Annotated in this window: 12 protein-coding genes; all 12 read right to left on the minus strand. The window is 67.9% G+C overall.

Annotation, left to right across the window (positions count from 1 at the left end; translation table 11 throughout):
- Window positions 1-160: 160 nt before the first annotated feature.
- The gene (locus AC1PLS_RS17040) at window positions 161-4,696 is read right to left on the minus strand and encodes a cellulose biosynthesis protein BcsC (protein ID WP_481103886.1); all 4,536 of its coding nucleotides are present in this window, start codon (window positions 4,694-4,696) and stop codon (window positions 161-163) included.
- Window positions 4,678-5,859 carry a cellulose synthase complex periplasmic endoglucanase BcsZ gene (bcsZ, locus tag AC1PLS_RS17045; protein ID WP_481103887.1) on the minus strand — a complete coding sequence of 394 codons (1,182 nt, stop codon included), beginning with the start codon at window positions 5,857-5,859 and terminating at the stop codon, window positions 4,678-4,680. The genes AC1PLS_RS17040 and bcsZ overlap by 19 nt, the downstream gene beginning before the upstream one ends.
- Window positions 5,856-8,171, minus strand: coding sequence for a cellulose biosynthesis cyclic di-GMP-binding regulatory protein BcsB (bcsB, locus tag AC1PLS_RS17050; protein WP_481103888.1), 2,316 nt, complete (start codon window positions 8,169-8,171; stop codon window positions 5,856-5,858). Before bcsB ends, bcsZ begins: the two co-directional genes overlap by 4 nt.
- A 44-nt stretch (window positions 8,172-8,215) precedes the next feature.
- Entirely contained in the window at window positions 8,216-10,360 is a 2,145-nt protein-coding gene (gene bcsA, locus AC1PLS_RS17055; protein ID WP_481103889.1) for a UDP-forming cellulose synthase catalytic subunit, read from the minus strand.
- Between the two features lie 92 nt (window positions 10,361-10,452).
- Window positions 10,453-10,938, minus strand: coding sequence for a hypothetical protein (locus tag AC1PLS_RS17060; protein WP_481103890.1), 486 nt, complete (start codon window positions 10,936-10,938; stop codon window positions 10,453-10,455).
- Between the two features lie 28 nt (window positions 10,939-10,966).
- On the minus strand, window positions 10,967-11,422 hold the full coding sequence (gene bcsD / locus AC1PLS_RS17065) for a cellulose biosynthesis protein BcsD (protein WP_054592502.1): 456 nt from the start codon (window positions 11,420-11,422) through the stop codon (window positions 10,967-10,969).
- 174 nt (window positions 11,423-11,596) lie between these two features.
- Complete coding sequence (gene pncB / locus AC1PLS_RS17070; protein WP_184632542.1) at window positions 11,597-12,793, minus strand: nicotinate phosphoribosyltransferase; 1,197 nt, start codon at window positions 12,791-12,793, stop codon at window positions 11,597-11,599.
- Window positions 12,794-12,945: 152 nt separating this feature from the next.
- On the minus strand, window positions 12,946-13,914 hold the full coding sequence (locus AC1PLS_RS17075) for a glycoside hydrolase family 113 (RefSeq protein WP_184611343.1): 969 nt from the start codon (window positions 13,912-13,914) through the stop codon (window positions 12,946-12,948).
- Window positions 13,896-15,179 carry a hypothetical protein gene (locus AC1PLS_RS17080; protein WP_228960074.1) on the minus strand — a complete coding sequence of 428 codons (1,284 nt, stop codon included), beginning with the start codon at window positions 15,177-15,179 and terminating at the stop codon, window positions 13,896-13,898. Before AC1PLS_RS17080 ends, AC1PLS_RS17075 begins: the two co-directional genes overlap by 19 nt.
- Before the next feature lie 49 nt (window positions 15,180-15,228).
- Complete coding sequence (locus AC1PLS_RS17085) at window positions 15,229-17,136, minus strand: glycosyltransferase family 2 protein (protein ID WP_184433495.1); 1,908 nt, start codon at window positions 17,134-17,136, stop codon at window positions 15,229-15,231.
- A gap of 13 nt (window positions 17,137-17,149) precedes the next feature.
- On the minus strand, window positions 17,150-18,172 hold the full coding sequence (locus tag AC1PLS_RS17090) for a hypothetical protein (RefSeq protein WP_184433492.1): 1,023 nt from the start codon (window positions 18,170-18,172) through the stop codon (window positions 17,150-17,152).
- A gap of 129 nt (window positions 18,173-18,301) precedes the next feature.
- The gene (locus AC1PLS_RS17095; protein ID WP_184433489.1) at window positions 18,302-19,141 is read right to left on the minus strand and encodes a glycosyltransferase family 2 protein; all 840 of its coding nucleotides are present in this window, start codon (window positions 19,139-19,141) and stop codon (window positions 18,302-18,304) included.
- Between the last annotated feature and the right edge of the window lie 141 nt (window positions 19,142-19,282).

Here is a 19,282-nt window from a genome sequence, read left to right on the forward strand (position 1 = left end):
GTTCGCGCTGCGCCACACGCGGCGATGCCCATGCCCCACCGAGGGCGCGCGCGCGTCAGCAAGCGTGTACAGCGCGCAGCAAAACGCCGGCCAGAGACACCCACCACAGCGCAGACCAACCGCCACGGCCCGATGGCCGCGCGGTCGGTCTGCCTTGTCCTCAACGATCGGCAGCGTATGGCGAGGTCAGCACCTGCGGCGCACGACCCAGTGCCGCACCCAGCCGATCCATCACGAACCGCAGATAGAGATTGCTGCTGAACTGGTTGTAGTCGCGCGCATTGTTGAATGTCATGCGCCCGCCCAGGAACAGCTGCGGCGCCACCTGCCATTCGGCCGCGCCACTGAGGTTGTAGGACACGCCGGTGCGGGTTTCGCCCGCATACACCGGGTCGGTGTAGCGGTTGACCAGCCCGAGCAAGGCCGCCAGCGAGGCGGCATCGTAGGCGGCCTGCTGCAAAGTCGGATCGGTCGGGAAATACGGCGAGGGGTCGGTACTGAAGTGCTGTACGCCGATGCTGGCATCGACCTTCCAGTTGACCGTCTGACCGGCGCTGCGGCCGCTCCAGTGCACCGGGAAACCCAGGTCCACATAGTCCTGCGGGCTGAAGTAACCGCCATGGCCGTAGGTGAAGCCGCTGAGGTTCCTGTCGTACTGCATGGCGGTCAGATTGATGCCGGCCGTCAGCGACTGGTGCCGGGTTTCCAGTGCATGCACGTAGAAGCCCAGGTCGAGCTGGCGCTGGTCGTTGTCGGCGACGTTGTTGCCGAGCAGACGGTGCGCGGCAAGATTGGCATAACCGCCAAGCAGCCCATTGTCGGCAGTGGCCGACAACGACACGCCATTGCTGGTCACCCCGCCCCATTCGCGGCCGCTGCGGGCATCCTGCGCGCCGGCGAACGACAGCACGCTGTCGGTCACCGCACGCCGCGAGGCTTCGGCCGACCAGCTCACCGCATCGCCAAGCTCGCCGCGATAGCCGACGCCGCCGATGAGGTTCTGTTCCTGGAAGCCGATCGGGGTGCTGCCGATGTCGGCACTGAACCCGCCATTGCGATAGCGCACACCGACGCCCACCCCGGTGTCATCCTGGCTGAGCCGGCGCGTGCCGTTGCCGGTGGCGGCCATGGTGTCGAGCGTGGCGGCCAGCCCGGTTGGGGTCTGTTGTGCGGCGGCCGTGCTGCCGGCCAGCGCGCGCAACGCGGCCGCATCGCCGGCAGCCAGCTGTTCGCTGAGCGCGGCGTTGCCGAGGATGTCGCGCGCCAGTTGGGCGATCGGCGTGTTGGAGGCGTTGATGCCGAGCAGGTAGGCCGGCAACGGTTCGTTGGCCAGCGCCGCCACGGCGGCGGCATTGCTGTTGTTGTTCTCGACCAGCAGTTCGTTGAACAGGCCGGTGTTCAAGGCGTAGCGACGCAGGCGTTCGCGCGTGGCGGCGGTGTCGCCTTCGGTGGCGAGCAACTGGTACATCGACGAGCTGACCAGCGTATCGATCGGGCCGCGATCGGCCGCCAGCGCATCGTTGATGGCGGTCTGCGGGCCGCTGCCGAAGCGGCTGGCGGTGACGTAATCGGTGGTCAGCGTGCCGGCATCGACGATGGTCGGGGTCAGGGTGACGCCAAGCTTGCCGTCGCCGACCGCGAACTCGGCCTGGACCGGCATTTCGATATCGTCCAGGCGGCCCAGACCGTCTTCGCCATCGCGCGAGCGGTACAACGCGCCGCCGGCGAGGTTGTCGCTGTTTTCCGACTGCACCGCACGCAACTCGTCGAGCACGCCGTTGCCGCTGCCGAGCGGCGGCAACGCCTGTGCGGCGGGCTTGGTCAGACGTGGACCGGCGTCCGCGGCGATCGGCGCAACCGCGCGCGCGGCAAGCAGCCCGTCGCCGCGCGACGAACTGCGCATGCGGCCGCTGGAGACCGGCAGCATGGCGGGCGCAGCGCCGGCGCTGACCGGCGGCGGCAACGTATCGCCACCATTGTCGGCAGACGCACCAATCGGTGCGGCAGTGGCGAATCGTGCAGAGCCCGACGACGCTGCCACCGGTGCAACCGCCACGTCGCCATAGGCGCTACCGGCATCCATGCGCTCGGACAACACCGCCGGCGAGCGCGGCATGCCGCCGGTCATGCCGGAAAACGGATTGAGCGGGCGGCTGGAGGACGCGACCGCGGACGGACCACGCGCGGACGGCAGGCCATTGTCCAGTTGCCCGGCCTGACGCTGCTGCGCGGCCAGCGAGGCACGGAAATACTGCTCGGCCTTGCGGTTCTTGCCGGCGCTGCGATACACGCGGCCGGCCGCGGCCAGCACCTCCGGCGACTCCGGTGCCTGCGCCAGCGCGCTTTGCAGGTAATGCTCGGCATTGCGCAGGTCCGACTGCGCGGCCGCGCTGTTGGCGGCGGCAGTGAGCGTGTCCAGGTCGTCGGGATGACGCTGCAGGATCTGCTGGTAGATCGCCAGCGCCTGACGCTGGTCGCCGGAGGCGGCATACAGGCGTGCGAGCGCGGCCTGCGCATCGCGGCTGTCCGGTTGCTGGGCCAGGATCGGCGACAGCGCGTCGTAGGCGCCTTCCAGGTTGCCGAGTTCGCGCAGCGCATCCACCTGGCGCAGCGTGTAGGCGCTGCGCAGGCGTTGATAACGACGCAGCTGTTCCGGGGTCAGGGTGGTGGCCTGCAACTGGCGCAGCACCGCCGACAGTTCGGCGTCCTGGTGCGCGCGCAGCAGCACGCCGGCATATTGCAGGCGATCTTCGCTGCGCACCGTGGCGCCGGTGACCAGGCGCTGGGCCAGGGTCAGCGCGCGCGGGGCGTTGCCGGCATCGGCATGCGCGCCGGCCAGTGCGGCCAGCAACTGCGGGTCGTCGAGCTGATTGCCCAGCGCGGTTTCGGTGCGCGCCAGCAACTGCTGCGCGTCGCCCGGCCTGCCCTTCTCCACCAGCAACCGTGCCTGACGCGCCTGCAGTTCGATCCAGGCGGTGGTGCGCAGCTGGGTCATTTCCGGCGTGCGCGATGCGACCGGAATGCGCTCCAGGCTGTCGTAGGCGCCCTGCCAATCGCCGCTTTCCTGCGCCAGCAAGGCGTTGGCCTGCAGCGCTTCGGGTTGGTCTCCATGCACGGCGAGCAGGCCATCCATCACGCTGCGGGCCTGGTCGGGGCGGCCGGCCTGTTGGTACAGGCGGGCCAGATCCAGACGGATCCAGGCATCGCCCGGGCGCTCGACCATCGCCGCTTCCAGCTCGGTCTGCGCGCTGACCGCATCGCCGGCTTCCAGCGCCTGGCGGGCGCGGGCGCGCTGCACGTTGGAACGCAGCAAGGCTTGCCCGCCGGCTTTGGCACGTTCTGCGGCAGGCAGGCGATTGAACACGTCGCTGGCTTCCTGCATGCGGCCCTGGCGGCTGTACAAACCGACCAGGCCCTGCAGCGCGCCGGCATTGTCGGCATCGTGCGACAGCGCCTTGCGGTAGCTGGCCTCGGCGGCGGCCGGGTCGCTGGCGGCCTGCAGGCCGCCCAGCGCCACCTGCGCGGCCGGCTCGTTGGGCAGCAGCTGCACCGCCTGCTCCACCAGCTGGCGCGCCTGTGCCAGATCGCCACGTGTGCGTGCGGCCTCGGCCTGCTGCAGTTGCAGCCAGTAGCGCGCGCTATCCAGCGCGCCCTTCCATTTGCCGTGACTCGCAGCCGCCGGGCGCAGCAGCTCCTGCGCTTCGGCAAAGCGCTGCTGACGCAGGCGCACCGAGCCCAGGCCGCCGAGCGCTTCCGGATCACGCGCACGTGCGCGCAACACCTGCGTGAAGCGTTGTTCGGCAGCGCCCAGATTGTTGGCGCCCAGCGCGCGGAAGCCTTCGCCCAGCAGCACGCCATTGGGGTCGGCCGGCGCGGCCGCGGCCGCACTGCGTTGTTCGCGCAGCTGGCCGAGTTTGGCGGTGACTTCCGCATCAGCGGGGGTACCGGCCAGGAATGCCTGGTACAGCGGCGCATCGGCCATGCCGGCGTTGAGCCACAGCAGCGCCTGGCGCCAGCTGGTGCGCGCCGGCCCGCCGACATCGGCGCGTTGCGCCAGCGTGCGCAGTTGCGCGATGCCGTCGCGGCGGGTGGGTTCGCGGTAACTCAGCACCTGCGCCAGCGCCAGCTGCACGGACGGGTTGCCCGGTTCGCTGGATTGCAGGCGTTGCAGGCCATCGCGCGCACGCTCCCAGCCGGTGGGAGTACCGGCCAGCGACTGGTAGTACTCCAGCGCCAACGCCGGCGGCGGCGGCTTGCCGGCGAACAGCGCTTCGTAATTGCGCGCGGCTTCCACATAGCGCCCGGCCGCGGCGGCGCGGCGTGCGTTGCGCAGGTTCGGATCTTCGCCGGCAGCGCTGCTGCCACGGGCGCCGATCGCCACGCGCAGGCGCTGTGCCTGCGGCGATTGCGGGTGTGCGGCATCGAGTTGCTGCAGGCGCTTGCGTGCTTCGGATTGACGGCCCTGCGCCAGATCGATCTGCGCCAGGCCGAGCAAGGCGTCGGGCTGATCCGGATCGACGCCGAGCAGCTTGCGCCAGGTGTCGGCGGCCAGATCGTCGCGGCCCTGGTCGTGCCAGTAATTGCCCTGCCCGACCAGTTGCTGGGTGGCGCTGGTCTGCGCCTGCACCGGCGAGGCGAGCAGGCACAGGTCGATCATGCCGACGAGGTACAGCGGGGTCAGTTTTTTGCGGAGCATGCAGGCGTTCTCCAGGCGGGCAGCAGGCGCCCGTCTGCGGCAAAGCGGTAGCGGTTCTCAAGCCAGCCCTGTCCGAACAGGGCCAGCGTGCGTTCGAAGTACGGCAGCGCAGCGGCTGCCGCTTGTGCGGCGGCGGGAATGCGCTGCGCCTGCGCCTTGAGCAGCGCGGGCTGGCCCATCGCACTCAGGTAAGGCAGCAGCGCGGCAGAAAACCCGACCGGCAATGCGCCGCTGCCCACGCCGCGCGCGGTGTCGATCTTTTCCGTAAACGGGGTCTGTGCGGCGAGCAGGTCGGCCGGGCCGGACAGGTCGCGCAGCAAGCCGCTGCGCAGCGGTTCGCCGGCATCGAGCATGCCGGCCCACAGATACACGCGGATCGCGTCATAGCTGCCGACGTTGCCGCGCTTCGGATCCGGGCTGAAGCGCTCGCCATCCCACACCGTCCAGTCCGGCGCAAAGCCCACCGGCGCGCTCTCGCGCAACACGCGTGCGGCGTTGCTGGCGATCGCCGCCCACGGCCCCTTGGGGTCGGCGTTGGCGCAGCGCCGCAGCACCTGGATCGGCAGGTAGCTGGGATTGAGCGTCCAGCGCTGCTTCTCGGCAAAGCCGGTGCGGCCGGGCAGCAACATCGCGCCCAGGCCCGGCAGCGTGGCCACTTCCTGCTGGCGCATCAGTTGCAGGATCTGCTGGCCGGCCTTGCCGTAACCGGGCCGGCTCCACAGCCGCCCGGCTTCCAGCAGCGCGTAGGCAATCCACAGCTCGCCATCGCTGGCGGTATTGGCATCGAGCACGCGCCAGTTGCCGCTGCCATCGCGCCCCCACAACCACGCCGGCAGGTTCAGGTCCGGGCGGCCGCCGCACAGATTGTGGCGGGTCCAGCCCAGCACCTTCTCGAACAACACCTGGTCGTTGTTGACCAGGGCGAAGAACAGCGCATACGACTGACCTTCGGAGGTCGAGCGCTGGTCCGGATTGAGGAAATCCACCACCCGCCCGTCGGGCTGGATGTGCTTGTCGACGAAGGCATTCCACAGCGGCCACGGCCCGCATTGGCCAGCCGCCGCCGCTGCGCGCGTGGGCAGCAGCGCGGCCAGGCCGGCCAGCGCACCGGCGCGCAGCAGGCTGCGGCGTGTCATCGCTGCGGCGCTGTCGTGCGCGCTCATGCGCTGCCGCCGTCGGCGAGCCGCTCGGCGGCATGCCGGCGCAGCAGCACGCGCGCGGCCAGCGCCAGCAACAGCGCCAGCAGCACCACGGTCAACGCCAGCCACACCGGGTGGTGCGAGAAGTACCAGCGCAACCAGGTCGGGAGCGGCAGATGGCCGACGTAGTAGGTCTGGTTGCCGACCAGGCTGATGACCTTTTTCTGCTGCAGCAACACCACGCTGCCCTGGAAGTCCTTGAGCAGGGTCGGGTCGAACCAGGCATCGAACAGCCGGCTCATGTTGGCCGGGTCTTCGCTCTGGAACGCGACCACGCTGCGGCCGGACTTCAACGGCGATTCGAAGCCCATCAACAGCACGTCGTCCGGCTGCGGTTGCAGGGCGATTTCCGCGGTGGTCGGCAGGTCGGTGCGGCGCGCGTCGAAGGACAGGAAGCCCGGCAGCTTTTCCAGCACCCAATCGGTCAGCGCAAAGCGGGTCGCCTGCCCGTCCTGGCCCACCGGCAGCTGTGCGCGCCACTGCTTGAACAGCGGCTGCGACTGCACGCTGCCGAGCAACAACAGGTCGCGATCGGCGTGTTGCTGCACGGCGCCGGCGCCGATGATCTGCGCATGCAGCGCCGGATACCCGGTAGAGGCGCCGAAGCGTCCAAGCAGGGTCAGCACATTGCCCAGGTCCTGGTCGCCCGGATTGTCCGGCAGCACGATGGTGGATTCGGACAGATCGGCCAGGCGCGTGAACGGGTAGCCGGCATTGGCGAACGCGGCCAGGTTCGGCATCGCCATGTAGTGGTGGAAGCCGCTCAGGTCGATGCTGGAATCGGCATCGATGGCGCCGGACACGTCCGGGAAGGTGTTCTTGCACTCCTCGCCCTGCGGGCGATCGAAGAAGAAGTGAAAGCGCAACTGGCTGTTGGCCGAGAACGCACCCACCGGCAATGTCAGATCCTGATGCACCGGCATGCTGCCGCGCGCGCCCAGGCTGTTCCACCAGCGCCTCGGGGTGGACTCGGCGAACGGGCGGCCGGTCAGCGGCAGCGTGGTCACGAACGACTCGTTGATGCTGACGTTGAGCGCGGACTTGTTATCCACGTCCGGCACCGTGTAGCGGTATTTCAGCGCGACCGGAATGCCGTCGCGCTCCCACACGAACAGGTCCGGCGGCAACTGCAGGCCGATCCGGATCAGGTCCGGATGATAGCCGCTGACATTGAGCTGGCCGGGCTGGGTCACCAGATCGCCGAAGCGCACCGGATGCTCGCTGGACACCCACTTGGGCGCGTCGTACGGCCGACGCGGCGCCGGCGCGCTGACCTCGCCGATGCGGGCGACCGCCCCGGTCAACGGCGCGCGCAAGGCCAGCGCGGTGGCCGCGCGTTGCAGGTCTTCGCTGTTGCGGCCGAGCACCAGCAGCAGCTTGCCGTTGGGATCGGTCGGGTTGACCACCACTGCCACGGTCGGGCCACGGATATCGGCCACGCCACTATCGGCGGTGGCGAACTGCTCAGGCAGCGTGCTGGGCGTGGCGAACACCACTGCGTTGCCGGTGGCCGGCAGCGCTTCGGTCGAGGCCGGGAACACCGCGCCGCGGTAGCCGGCCAGGGTGCCGAACCACGAGGCGACCACGCCGGCCGCCTGCAGCGTGGCGTTGTCCGGGCGCTGCGGAAAGTAGAACGGCAATTCCAGCCGGCGCGTGTCGCGCACATCGAAGAACGGCACCGGCAACAACGCCAGGTTATTGGCCAGCGCCAGCGGCGTGGTGGTCAGCGACAGGCTGGTGGCCGCGTCCACATTCGCCCACAGGCTGCTGTGGTCGGGGTCTTCGCACTCGCGCGTGTAATGGCCGATCAACTGCAGGTTGAGCTGGTTGTAATCGGTGACCAGGCGCGGGTCGATCGGCAGATCGGCCGAGAGCAGCTTGCCGGCATTGGCCTTGTCGGCGGGCAAGGTGCCCACAGTGACGCCATTGATGGTGACCTTCAGATGCGACAGGTCCGGCAGCAGCGCGGGCGAATAGCTGTATTTGAGGTTGAGCGTGGCGGCGGTGACGATCTCGTCGCTGCGCACGCTGAAGGGCACGCCGGCACTGCCCTGCACGCCGCGCAGGGTGATCTCGTAGTCGATGCCGAGCTCGCGCAGGCTGGAAGTGCGGGTGCTGACGGCCGGCATCGGTGCCGGTACGGGCGGCGCGCTCGCGGCGGTGCCGGCCTGCTCGTTGAGGGTGGTCGTCGCCGTTGCCGGCACGGCCTGCTGCGCCTGCGCTAGGCCGGTCAGCAGGGTGAGCACACAGGTCAACACGGCCGGGGACATTCGCATCAATGGCTTCTTGGCAGGGAAAAGGGAAACGGCAGGCGTCACGCTCACGACTCCAGATCCAGCGCGCGCGCCGGGCGGAAGCCCTGACGCGCACTGAGTGCGATATGTCCGCCCAGGCGTCCGAAGCCGCGCGCGCTGGCGGCCAGCACCTGGCCCAGCGAGCGCCAGAACGCATCGCGGTCGTGCTGGCCCCATTGCGACAGCCAGATGTCGGCGCGCGCAAAGGTCGAGGCCACCAGCCAACGCTCCTGTTCCATCGACATCGCGGTGAACTGCACGCTGACCTGGCCGTCGCGGTCCTGCCGCACCACGGCCGGCAAGGTCTGCTCCACGCCGCGGTGACTCAGGCCGATCTGCACCGGCAACCCCGGCTCGATCGGCTGCGGCTGGGCGAGCCTGATCGCCATGCCGCCGGTGGAAAAATTCAATGAGCGACTGGGCAGCACGCTGCCATCGGGCAGATACAGATTGACCGGGACATCCAGCGGCACGCGATGGGCGCTACGCACCTGGCGGGTTTCGCTGGCCGTGGCGATGGTGGCGCCCAGCAGCACCATGTTGTAGAGCGTCCAGGCCAGGTTGAACCAGATCGTCTGCTGCTCGCCGCTGCCGCCGACATAGATCAGGCGCAGCACGCCGGCAGCCACACCGGCCAGGTTGAGCAACAGCAGGAACAGGTACGGCTTGGCGATTTGCGCATCGAAATAACTGCGCGCCACCAGCCCGCCCTTGGGCGTGACATTGAACTTGCCCAGCTTGGGGTTGAGCAGCGCGACCAGGGTGGGACGGAAGATGTACCAGGCCAGCGTGGTCTCGTAGACCTCGTTCCACAGCAGATGGCGGAAGCGGCTCTGCACCCGCAGGTTGGTCAGATTGGCCTGCAGGATGTGCGGCAACGCATAGGCCAGGATCATCAACGCCGAGGCCTGGATCACGTGCGCGCCGAAGAACAGATAGGCCAGCGGCGCAGTGAGGTAGATGATGCGCGGCAAGCCGTAGAAGAAGTGCAGCATCGCATTGAGGTAGCACAGCCGCTGCGAGAACCTGAGCCCGCGCCCCAGCAGCGGATTGTCGATGCGCGCGATCTGCGCCATGCCGCGCGCCCAGCGGATGCGCTGCGCCACATGCCCGGACAGGCTTTCGGTGGCCAGGCCTGCAGCCTGCGGCACCGCCAGGTAGGCGGTGCGATAACCGCGGCGCTGCAGCTTGAGCGCGGTGTGGGCGTCCTCGGTGACGGTTTCCACAGCCACCCCGCCGACTTCTTCCAGCGCGCTGCGCTTGATCACCGCGCAGGAACCGCAGAAGAAGGTCGCATTCCACTGGTCGTTGCCATCCTGTAGCAGGCCGTAAAACAGCTCGCCTTCGTTGGGCACCTTGCCATGCGTGCCCAGGTTGCGTTCGAACGGGTCGGGCGAGAAGAAATAGTGCGGCATCTGCACCAGGGCCAGCCTGGTGTCGCGCAGGAACCAGCCCATCGCCACCTGCAGGAAACTGCGGGTCGGAATGTGGTCGCAATCGAAGATCGCCACGTACTCGCCGTTGCACTTCTTCAGCGCGGCATTGATGTTGCCGGCCTTGGCGTGCGCGTTGTTGGTGCGGGTGACGTAGTTGATGCCGACCTCGGCACAGAAGTCGCGGAACGCGTCGCGGCGGCCGTCATCGAGCAGATGGATGGTGATCTTGCCGGCCGGCCAATCGATCACGCTGGCCGCCAGCACGGTGGTGCGCACCACCGACAATGGCTCGTTGTAGGTGGGAATGAACACGTCCACGCTCGGCCACAGGGCCTGGTCGGCCGGCAACGGCACCGGCTTGCGATCGAGCGGCCACAACACCTGGAAATAGCCCAGCACCAGGATCACGAACGCATACAGCTCCGCGCCCAGCAAGCCCAGGCCCAGGATGAAATCCACCGCGCTGCCCACGCCCATGGTCTGGGTCGTGCGCCACCAGATGTAGCGGCACGACACCGCCAGCGACATGCCCATCATCGTCAGGATCACCACCCGCCCGCCGCGCTTGCGCACCGCCAGCGCGACGGCGAACAGCACCCCGGAGAACACCAGTTGCTGGGTAACATCCATCGGCACGGCAACCACGAACACCAGCAGCAAGCCGCCCAACAACCACAGCGCCCAGGTCGCCAGCATGGGCAGCGGTGATCCGGAACGGCGGCTGGCAGCAGTCATCAGATAATCCTTCAAGCGTGGCGGCGTGCGGCAAAACGAGGCGAAACGGGCGAGCGCAGCGGCGCTCGCCGAAGGTCACGCGGTGGTGCTGATCAACGCGAGCGCAGTCGCTGCAGCGGGCTTTGCGTCGCGCTGGGCGCATCGGCCTGCAACAGCCGCTGGAACAAGCGCTCCAGCGGCGTCTGCGCCTGGCGCTCGCCCGGCTGCGCTGCAGGCGCTGCAGGCTCGTCGAGCTGGCGCAATTTGCGTAGCGGCGCGAGCGCATCGAGCGGCGGGCCTGCCGTCTCTTCGACAGGCACTGACCGATGCGCCGCCGGCGCTGCCTGCACGGCAGGCAAAACGTCAGGCACTGATGTCGCGGGCGCCGGCAGCGGCGCTGGCACCTGCACGGTGTCCGCCGCAGCGGGGGCCTGTTCGGCCGCTGCCGGGACCGGCGTTTGCGTCACTTCCGGCCTGCGCGGCGGCAGCTGGGTGTGGGCGAAATCCTGATAGCCCGCGCTCGCCGGCGTCCCCAACCGCGCGAACAGGCCGGACACATCGTCGTGCCCGGAGGTTGCCTTGTTGTTCTTCGGTGCCATCACACTCCCCTTGCCCGACTTCAGCCGTTCATGCCGTCCGCAGCAACACGAGGTTGCGCAGATCGACGCTGTCGCCTGGCGCGGTCTGCACCGCCAGGCCTGCCAGCATCCCCAGTTGCTGGAACCACCCTTCGTACACGCCCTGCAGGAACCCATCGCTCCATGCCGTGCCATCCAGCGCTGTACTCAATGGCGCACCGGCGTGCTGGATCCGTACGTGGTCGGCGTGGTCGTGCATCGCGCACTGGCCCCAATCACAGCGCTCCCACACGGCGTTGGCGGCCTGCTGCATCTCGTCCAGGGTCGTGCAGTGCGCCAGCCGGTGCTCGCGCGCGAAGCGCCGGCCGATGCGCGCCATCAATGGGGCCAGATCGTCCTCGGGCAACTCGGCGCCGAACTCGGCGGCCATCGCACGCACAAAGCCCAGCCATTGCCGGGAGCAGCTGCGCGCTCGGTACAGCGACAATGGGTCGGGTGCAGTCATTGGGGCATCGCGTGGGGAGGAGGCCGTCCGTCAACGTCGCGTGCATCAAACGTGAAGTACGCGTGATGCCAATGTTAACGAACCCATGCGGACAATTGAGCGCTGCATCGCATTTTTTTGGCCATTCCCTGACAGGGACGCCAAATCCCGGCACAAGCTGCCGCTACACGTCAGTCACTGCCGCGTGCGGTCACCTGCTTCCGGCATCGGCGGCAGGCCGAACACATCGCGCAGATAGCGCAGGTAACCGGCGTCCTCGCACATGCTCTTGCCCGGCGAGTCGCTGAGCTTTGCCACCGGCTGCCCATTGCAGCGGACCATCTTGATCACGATCTGCAGCGGCGTCGGCCCCAGGTCGTTGGTGAGGCTGGTGCCGACCCCGAACGCCAGCCGGCAGCGCGTATGGAAGTGCGCGTACAGCCGCATCACCTTGTCGATATTGAGGCCATCGCTGAACACCAGCACCTTGGTCGCGGGATCGATGCGGTGTGCCTGCAGGTGGGCGATGACGCGCTCGCCCCATTCGAACGGGTCGCCCGAATCATGCCGCATGCCGTCGAACAGCTTGCAGAAATACAGATCGAAGTCGCGCAGGAACGCGTCCAGCCCCACCACATCGGACAGGGCGATACCCAGATCGCCGCGGTACTCGCGCGCCCACGATTCCAGCGCGGCCACCTGCGAGTCGCGCAGCCGCGGCCCCAACGCCTGGAATGCCTGCAGATACTCGTGCGCCATCGTGCCCAGCGGGGTCAGGCCGTAATGCTTGGCGAAATACACATTGCTGGTGCCGACGAACTGCTCGCCCAGGCCATCGCGCAGCAACGGCAGCAACTCGCCGTGCCAGTGCCGCGAATAGCGCCGCCGGGTGCCGTAATCGGCGATCTTGCAGCCGGCCGGCATGCTGCGCAGGCTGCTCACCTTCTCGCGCAGGCGGCGACGGCCTTCTTCGTAATCCGGCTCGGAGGTGTTGCGGAACCACACCTCGTTGATGATCGCCAGCAACGGCACTTCGAACAGGATGGTGTGCAGCCACGGGCCGCGGATGGTCAGCTCGATCTCGCCCGGATGGGTGGTCGATGCCGACAGCTGCAGGTATTTGCGGTCCAGATGGAACAGCGCCAGGAAGTCGGCAAAATCCGGCTTGATGAAGCGCAGGCCACGCAGATAGGCCACCTCGTCTTCGCGCAGCCGCAGCCGGCACAGCGCATCGATCTCGCGCGAGATCTCGTCGATGAACCGGGCCAGATCCACGCCGGGCGTGCGGCACTTGAAGCGGTAGTCGACCTGTGCGGCCGGATGCTGATGCAGCACCGCCTGCATCATGGTAAATTTGTACAGATCGGTGTCGAGCAGCGAATGGATGATCATGCCGCCGGATTATGCCCGCAGCGGCGATCGCGCGGCGTGCGAACCGCCGATGCCTCCGGAAGGCGATGCGCTGCACGGCGGCAGTGCGCTTCGCCCCGGCAAGTCACCTCGGCAATTGCGCTTGGCATCCTCTTGTTGCCAGGCGCCATCGCTCAGCGCGCCAGCACCTGCTGCGCTGGTTTGCCCTGCACGGTGAAGTCGCTGTCGCCCGGGCCGCCGGCCTTGGGGTCGGTGTACCAGCACCACAGCGCGATACCTTCCACGCCGTGCGCCTGCAGCACCTTGCGCCACTGCTGCAACACCTGCAGCTGCAGGCGGGTGTCCACTGCAGCGGCGCGTTGCTCCGGGCTCTCCCAGGGCGCGGCCAGGCTACCGCGTGCAGAACGCAGCCCCAGCTCCGCCACCCACACCGGCTTGCCTACGCGCTGGCCCAGTTGCTGCAGGCGCTGCGCGGCGGCATTCATCTCGGCCGTGCGCGCGGCAGCCGCTTCGGACAGCCGCGGATACAGGCTGGTGCCCACCGCATCGAACAAGGACCAGTAACGGAAGCTTTCGGCGTGCTCCATGCCGTCGGCCACATACAGCAGCTTGCCGTGGTAGACCTTGCGCACTTCCGCCACCAGACCGGGCCACTGCGGCGCGTCCTGCAGCTTGCGCAGTTCGGTGCCGATCACCAGCGCTTCGGCGTGCTCGTCTTCGGCCAGTCTGGCCAATGGCAGCAACGCGTTCTGATACGCGGCAAACCAGGCTGCCTGGTCGGTGGGCGCGGTGTCGCCGGCCCAATGCCCGGGGATCCACACATGCACCTTGAGCGTGGCCTGCAGGCCGGCGTGGTGGCTCTGCCGCAACGCGGCGCGCATGGCCTCCACGCTGCTGTCGCTGCCCAGCACCGGGTCGTTCGCCTGCGGGTTGGCTTGCCACACAAACGCAACCAGCAAGGCCTTGCTGGCGCCGGTCTTGGCCAGCGCATCCAGCGACTGTCCCGCCGCCTCGCTCTCCCACGGCGCATTGGCCGAGACCTTGACGTTGGCGCCCATCCACGTCGATGCATCGGCGTTGCAGCCATTGACCAGCATGCACGCCCCGACCAGAAACGCGGTACTCAGAACGCGTTTGAACATGCGGCGGATGCCTTGGTGGTGGACGCGGTCGTGGTGTGCGCGCAGTCCATTGCACCGATGACCGCAGTGTTCTTGTCCGGCTGCACGATTGCAGCAGTGGCGGGCGCGCTGACGCCGGACGCGGGCTGCGTGGGCGCGGCCACGTCCGCGACAGTCGCCACGGTGGGCTGCGCCTGCACGGCGTCCATCGCCGGCGTCGCCGCGCCGGTCGGCAACGACACCGGCGCGCTCACGACCACCGCCTCGCCCTGCAGCAAGGACTGCGCATCGGCAGGCGCCGCACGCATCCAGCTGCCCCAGCCCTGCGGCTGTACCCAGGCCGCACCGATCAGGCCAAGCAACAGCAGGCCGGCGGCCTGACTGCGCTGATCGGCATGCAGCGCGCGCAGCAGCAACGCTGCCGGCACCCACAGCAGCAGCAAGGCGTCGAACCCGGCCCAGCCGAAGGCGAATGACAGTGCCGCCGCACAGATCACGGTGCCGGCACTGGCCAGCACGCCGCGCGTGAGCGCACTGCTGCGGCTACGGGCCAGCAACGCCAGCACCGGGAAGCAGACCACCGCCGCCACGCCCCAACGCACGGCCGGCGACCAGCCTTGCGCATGCTCGGCCAGCGGCAACGGCAGCGGATGCGCGCCCTGCCCGATGCTGGACAGCGTCGGCCACGGGGCGTTGAACACGGTCAGATTGACGTAGGCCCACATGCCGACCAGAAACGCGAACGGCAGGTAGCACACCAGGTAGAACGAACCCGGCGCCTTGCGCAGCATCTGCGGCGGCATCACCAGCAGCAGCCACGGTGCCACCATCGTCGACAGCGCCAGTGTCTGCAGATCCAGGCACAGCAGGATGCACAACCAGCCGGCGATGCGCAGATAGGTGAAGGCCTCTACCGGCGTCTGCAGGCGGCGCAAGGTGCGGCACAAGCCGTAGAACGCCAGCAGACCCACCGCCTGGCTTCCGCCTGCAGCGATCGGCAGCAGGAACAGTGGATTGCAGCCCACCAGCAGGGTCAAACCACTGGCCCAGCCGCGCCCGAACACGCCGGCCAGATCGCGCCACAGCAGCGACAGGAACAACGCGTTGGCGGCAACCGCCAGGAACGGCCAGACCTGGAACGGCAGGTTCCAGCTGTCCAGCCCCAGATTGATCGCCCACGACAACAGACCGGTTGCCGGCAAGCCGGCTGCTGGTGCGATTGCCGGTGCGGCGGAGCCGACCGACTGCAGCAGCAGCGGCTGGCTCAGCAGCGACAGGGCCACCACGGCAACCAGAAACGCCGGCAGCCCGCTGTGACGGCGCGGGACCGCCGACTCACTCTTCGAGTGCGGCGCGGCGCTCGTTTTCCGAATGCTTGCTGATGCCATGAGTGGTCTTCTCCCAATAGAACGGATTGTGGATCAGCTGCCAGAGCCCCTTGTACGCGGCGATCGACTGCAACACCCAATAAAAGGGCACAGTCAACGCGTAGGGCGCCAGCTTGAAGTAGTCGCGTTTGAACGCAGCCACCAGCGTGATGTAGATGAAGAACGCATTGGCCAACAGCAGATTGACCAACGACACGGTCGCCAGCCACGGCGGGAAGAAGCGCTCGAACGCGGTTGTCCCGGTGACTGCCCAGACCACATACAGCGCCCACAGCACCGGCACGCCCAACGCGGTGAAAAAGCCGCCACCAATGAAGAACTGGAAGCCCCAGAAGCCCTTGAACCCGGTGCTGCGATACAGGTGCACCGGGTCACGCATGTGCACCAGCCAGGTCTGCATGTAGCCCTTGAGCCAGCGCGAACGCTGCCGGATCCAGTTGGGAATGCTGACGTTGGCTTCTTCGAACGTGGTGGAGTTGACCACGTTGACGCGGTAGCCGTTCTGGATCAGCCGCACGCCCAGGTCGGCGTCTTCGGTGACGTTGTACGGGTCCCAGGCGCGCACCTGGCGCAACACATCCAGACGGAAGTGGTTGGAGGTGCCGCCCAACGGAATCGGGATGCGCAGGTATTCCAGCGCCGGCAGGTAGAAGTCGAACCAGAGCGTGTACTCCAGCGTGAACATCCGCGTCAGCCAGTTCTCGTCGGCGTTGTAGTAGTTCAGCCGCGCCTGGATGCACGCCACATCCTTGTCGGCCTTGCGGAACGCGGCCACCACGCGCTTGAGCTGATCCGGCTCGGGCTTGTCTTCGGCGTCGTAGATGGTGAGCAGCTCGCCGCGCGCAAAATGCAGCGCGTAGTTGCAGGCCTTGGGCTTGGTCTTGGGCTGCGACGGCGGCACCCGGATGATTTCGAAGAACGCCTCCAGGCCGAGTTTCTTGGCGGCCTCGATGGTGTCGAAATCGTCCGCCTCCAGCACCAGCTTCACGTCGAGCTTGCTGATCGGGTAATCCAGCTTGCGCAGCGCGTTGGCCAGGATCGGCAGGACTTCCGGCTCCTTGTACATCGGCACCAGCACGGTATAGACCGGCAGGTCGTCGTCGCGCAGCGCGGCCACTTCGTCCTCGGTGACCTTGATGTCGATGCGGTGGCGCGAGCCGAACCACACCAGCAACAGCTTCAGTCCGAAGGTCGCCAGAAAGCCCACCGCCACCAGCACGTTGACGGTGATCAGGGCCGGCACCGGGAACAGCACCATCGCGATCACCATCACCGCGGCGATCGCCCACAGCGTGAACTTCTGTCCGCGCGTCACCACCTGGCGCGCCGAGTACGTCGGCGCATGCGATGCGAGCAGGTTCAGCGCGTTGTCGGTGAGCTGCTCGTCGGCATAGCGCTGCAGGCTCCAGATGATGTCGAACTTGGCGGTGCCGACAAAACGCACGTCCTCGCCGTAGTGCGCGCGCGCCCAGGCAAACACTGCCGGGTCCGGATCGGCCACGGCCAGCACCAGCACACCGTCTTCGCGACGCCACGGCAGCAGCAGGCGCTGCGCGTAACTTTCCAGATCGCCCGGGGTGAGCAGTTCCGGATCCGGCGGCTGCTGCACCAGATCGATGAACTCGAGGCCGAAGTGCGCGGCAACGATGGCGTAGAACCGCTGCGCCGGCACGCCGCGCTGGGCCAGGATCACATCGCCCAGGCGCGAGTTCCAGCGTTGCTGCAACGCCAGCGCCGAGCGCAGCTGTTCGTCGGTGATGACGCCTGCCGTGACCAGCGCGCGACCCAACAGACCGCGTTCGCGGCCGATGTCCGGTGCTCGTCCCAGCGCGTCCATTTCGCAGGTGACCGTCATTGTCGTGGCGTCCTTAGAACCGCCACCAGGCGGCCACGAAAGGCCCACCTGCGGCGCCGGTGTTGCGGCCCATCACTGGCTGCTGATATCCCACCTGCCACTGGCTGCCGCCCGGCGCGGTGTACAGCGTGGACAGCTGCAGCTTGGTGAGGTCGTAGTTGGTGCCGGTGGCGACGAAGCCGGAATCGCCAGGTGTCGAGCCAACGACAAACGCGTCGTTACGCCCGTTACCCAGGCCCTGGATCACGTTGACTTCGCCAAGCAGCAACCAGCTCGGGGTCAGGCTCAGGCCGGTGGACGCGTCCACCCGCACTTCGTCGGAAGCGGCACTGCCGCGCAGGCGCACCGCGCCACCCAGATCGACGTAGCCGTTGCGCCCGCCCAGCGTGTAACCACGGCCGCGGCTGTAACGCAGCTCCAGACCGTAGTCGCCCAGGCCGAGCGCGGGGTCGCGCCCAGGATTGTTCGGGTGATAGGTCTTGCTACGGCCATAGGCCGGGATGCTGACCAGGGCCTGCACCGAGCTACGCCAGACATCGTCGGCCGCGCCTGGCAGTGCGTAGCGCAGGCCGATCTCCTGATCGGCAAAGCCGGTGGTACTGCGGCGTGCCCGTCCGGGCGCACCGTTCACCGGTTCGTCGTTGTTGAAACCGACTTCGGTGAAATAGAAATTGCCGATGAAGCTCAGCTTGTCGCTCAGGCCATGCTCGACGTAGACATTGAGCTGGTCCTGGCGGCTGCGTCCGTTGTTGCCGAAATCGCCACGGTGATGGGCATCGTCGAACCAGCCGGTGCCATCGCTATGCAGCGCCTTGACGATCACCAGGGTGTCGCCCTGCGGCTGGGTCCAGGCGCCTGCCACGGCCGTGTCCGGCAAGGCCGCCATCAGGCAGCTCAGCGCGAGCGCCGACAGCGCAGCTACCGGCGCGCGGGAAGCGATGGAATCAAGAGAAGGGGGCGAGACAACCGGACTGGACTGCAGCGCGGCGGCGCACGGCTGACGTCCCCGCAATTGCGGGTCGTTCTGTAAGGACATTGCACGATTCCTGATGGGGGACCCGGAAGGGACAGGAAGCTAGTGATTGATCACACTTCGAAGCGAAACGTATCACACATAAGTCCCGCCACCCATCACTGATTTATCACAAATTTAACGCGAGCGAACTCATCTCTTTCGCAACAATTTCGGTACCTGGGCAACGGCATGGGTCCAGATCGCCAGCCATACGCCCAGCCGGGTGAGCCACCCGCGCCGGCCCGCCTCGAACTTGCGGAAATAGCGCCACAGGCCGCGGTGCTTATGCCATTCGACAAAGAACGGCCGCGAACGACTGGACACGCCCCGCACATGCACGACCCGCAGATCGTTGGCCACCGCCACCAGCGCACCGGCCTGGCGTGCCCGCCGGCACAGGTCCAGGTCTTCGGCATGCAGGCGGTAGGCGCCGTCCCAGCCGTCCAGCCGCTCGAACAGGCTGCGTTGCATCAGCATCAAGGCACCGGAGATGGCGTCCACCACCTGCAGGGGCGCAGCGGGATCGGCCGGCACCGCCAGCTGGGCGGCAGCGCGCGGTGCGCGCAGCATGGCGGCAAAATCCGGATCGCGGCGACGCACCGCGGCATCCGGCTGCCCGTCCTCGTCCACCTGCTCCACGCCCAACAGCACCGCCGCATGGCCGGCCGCGCGTGCGCACAGCTGCGCCAAGGTGTCGCGCTCGACCATCAGGTCCGGGTTGATGAACACCAACCAGGGCGCCTGCGAGTCGCGCGCGCCCTGGTTGCAGGCGCTCGCAAAACCCGGGTTGTCCGGATTGGCGATGAAGTGCAGCCGCGCATCGGCCAAGGCATGCCGCTGCACGACCTCCAGGGTGTCGTCGCTGGAGGCGTTGTCGACCACCCGGATCTCGCTGATGCCCTCGGCCGCGCGCAGCCGCGACAGGCACGCATCGATGGTGCTGCTGCTCTGATAGGTGACGACGACGGCGGCAATCTGGACGGGAGTCATCCGGCCATTATCCGGTGCCGGGGCGGCGCAACGCCATCGTGCGTCTGCCAGCGCCGACATGGCGGCTGGCAGCGGCAACAGGCATACTGCGCGCCCGGAACCGCCCAGCGGTTTTGCGCAGGCGCCGCCCACGGCGCGCCC

This window comes from Xanthomonas sp. NCPPB 3218, from assembly GCF_056725185.1.